General features: G+C 72.0%; 1 protein-coding gene. It reads right to left on the bottom strand.

Features of this window, described 5'->3' with window-relative positions:
- Window positions 1–351: 351 nt before the first annotated feature.
- Window positions 352–2,895 carry an aminopeptidase N gene (gene pepN / locus FNQ90_RS18070; RefSeq protein ID WP_228471362.1) on the bottom strand — a complete coding sequence of 848 codons (2,544 nt, stop codon included), beginning with the start codon at window positions 2,893–2,895 and terminating at the stop codon, window positions 352–354.
- Window positions 2,896–2,982 lie beyond the last annotated feature (87 nt).

Below are 2,982 nucleotides of genomic sequence, written 5' to 3' on the forward strand. Positions count from 1 at the left end.
CCGGTGTTCCTCCCCCGGGGATGGCGCCCGGGACGCCGGTCGGTGCGAGGACGGGTTCGGTGACACGGTCCCCGGGTCCCCCACAGGCGGGTCCTCCGTCGGGGGGAATGGCCGATTCCGGACTCCGAATCGACTGTTCTCGGCCCCGGTCGGGGCTCTCCCCGCGCCCTTCCGTTCCCCACCCGCTTCCCGGCGACACCCCGGCCCTGTCGCACGGTCGCACGACAGGGCCGGGGTCGATGAATCCGGCGGCTCCGCGCCGAACCGCGCCGACCGGGTCCGGCCGGTTTCGGCCGGTTTCGGCCGCCCGGCGGTCCCATCGGGAATCCGAAAGAGGATTCGAGGAGTGGATCAGACGCGTTCCTCGCGCACCCGCAGGGCGCGACGCAGGTCGTCCAACTGATCCATGAGCCCCCGCCGCAACGTCGCGGTGACCTCCGGACCGGCGAGCGCCGCCTCCCCCCGGCGCAGCAGTTCCTCGCCGACCAGCCCGCGCGGGAAGCCGTACCGGCACGCCGCCTCGGTCACCGCGTGCCCACGGCGGTTGGCCAACCGGACGACATCGGTGAAATACCGTTCCGCCCAGGGCACCAACAGTCCCGCCTGTTCCGGGTGCCAGAAGCCCTGCGCGGTGGCGGTGAACAAGTAGGCGGACAACTCGTCGCCCTCCCCGAACATCTCCTCCCAGGCGTCGGCCTTGGCCTGCTCGGTGGGGAGCGCCGCCCGGCACCGGGCGGCCCCCTCCCGGCCGGTGGCCGCCGGATCGCGATCGGCCTCGACGGCGATCTCCCTCTCGTCGACGGCGCCCAGCACCGCCAGCCGGTGCAGGACCCGCCAACGCAACTCGGGGTCCAGTTCCGGCCCGCCGGGGAAGGTGCCGGCCGACAACCAGGCCCGGGGCTCCGCCGGATCGGTCACCGTGTCGATCAGGACCCGCACCGCGATCAGGCGCAGGGCGGAGGCCGGGTCGCTCCCGCCGGTGAGAAGGATCTCGCGGGCCGTCTCCTCCAGGGCCGCCAGGGCCGCGGTGCGCTCCTCACCGGAGAGGTAGAGGTCGGCGATCCGGCCCCGCGCGAAGGAGAGGACCCCCTCCACCACCGCGGTGTCCGGCTCGGCGGGGAGTTGACGGCGGGCCGCCGCCAGGTACTGCTTGGGATCCAGCTCGGCGTCCCGGACCATGTCGCGGGCCGCGTTCCACACCACCGCCCGGGTCAGGGGGTCGGGCAGCGAGGAGAGGGTGTCCCTGGCGGCGTGCCAGGAGACGGGGTCCAGACGAACCTTGGCGTAGGTCAGGTCGCCGTCGTTGACCACCAACAGGGCGGGTGGCTCGCCCTGGAAGGTGCGGGAGATGCCGGGCACCGGCTCGGCGGGCTCGGCACCGTCCGGTGGGGCCACCACCTCGATCCGCACCAGATCCCGCTGCACGGCGACTGTCGGGAGGTCGGAAGCCCGTTCGTAGATGCCGACGTCCAGGCGGTGCGGACGACTGCCCTCGTGACGGAGGTCCAGCCGCCACTCCCCGTCCGCGTCGGTGATCACCGGCACGAAGGTGTCGGGCCCCGTGGTGCGCAACCAACGGTCGGCCCACGCCTCGACGTCCCGCCCGGAGGCACGGGAGAGCGAGTCGATGAAGTCGGCGAGGGTCGCGTTGCCGAAACGGTGACGTGCGAAGTGGTCGTTGATGCCGGCGAGGAAGACGTCCTCCCCGAGCCAGGTGACCAACTGACGCAGGGCGGAGGCACCCTTGGCGTAGGAGATGCCGTCGAAGTTGAGCCAGGCGGAGGCGGTGTCCGGGACGGCCTCGGGGTCCGGGGCCACCGGGTGGGTGGAGGGGCGCTGGTCGGCGTCGTATCCCCACGCCTTCCGGGAAACCGCGAACTCGGTCCACGGCCGGAACTCCGTGGCCTCGGCCAGCACCTGATAGCCCATGTACTCGGCGAAGGACTCGTTCAGCCAGATGTCGTCCCACCAGCGCAGGGTGACCAGGTCACCGAACCACATGTGGGCCATCTCGTGGGCGATGACCACACCGCGCAGCTGGCGTTGGGTGTCGGTGACCGCCGAACGCGGGATGAACTCGTCGCGGAAGGTGACCAGTCCGGGATTCTCCATCGCGCCGGCGTTGAACTCCGGGACGAACGCCTGGTCGTAGGAGTCGAAGGGGTAGGGCTCCTCGAAGATGCGGTGGTAGTGGTCGAAGGCCCGGCGGGTGATCCCCATGATCTCCTCGGCGTCCTTGTCCAGATGGGCGGCGAGGGAGCGGCGCACGTGCAGGCCGAAGGGGAGACCGGCGTGCTCGAAGCGCAGGGAGTGCCAGGGGCCGGCGGCGACCGCCAGCAGGTAGGTGCTGATGGGCGGAGTGGGGGCGCAACGCCAGCGACCGGGTTCGTCCGCCACCCGCTCGGCCACTCCGTTGCCCAGCACGGTCCACTCCGGCGGCGCGGTGACCGACACCTCGAAGACCGCCTTGAGATCGGGCTGGTCGAAGGCCGCGTAGACCAACGGGGCCTCGGTCATGCAACACATGCTGTAGAGGTAGGTGAGGCCGTCCTCCGGGTCGGTGAAGCGGTGCATCCCCTCACCCGTGCGCGAGTACGGCATGTCCGCCACCACGGTCAGCTCGTGGTCCCCGGCGGTCAGGCCGGTCAGCGGGAGGCGACCGTCCGCGAGCGCGGCGGGGTCCAGGTCCCGCCCGTCCAGGCGGGCGCTGTGCAGAGTGGTCGGACGCAGTTCGACGAAGGTGTCCCCCTCCTCGCGGGCGGTGAAGCGAATGGTGGTGGTCGACCCGAACGTCTCCTCGTCCCGGGTGAGGTCGAGGTCGATGAGGTAGCGGTCGATGTCCAGGAGACCGGCGCGGATGCGCGCCTCGTCACGCGTGAGGGAGGGCAGCGGCATGACTCCATGCTGCCCCGGGGGACGGGGGAAGCGCAGCCGGGTTGTGGTCCCCCGCGTGCCGCGCGCGCGGACGACCCGCCCCCGACC

It is taken from the genome of Streptomyces alkaliphilus (assembly GCF_014141535.1).
GTDB classification, from domain to species: domain Bacteria; phylum Actinomycetota; class Actinomycetes; order Streptomycetales; family Streptomycetaceae; genus Streptomyces; species Streptomyces alkaliphilus.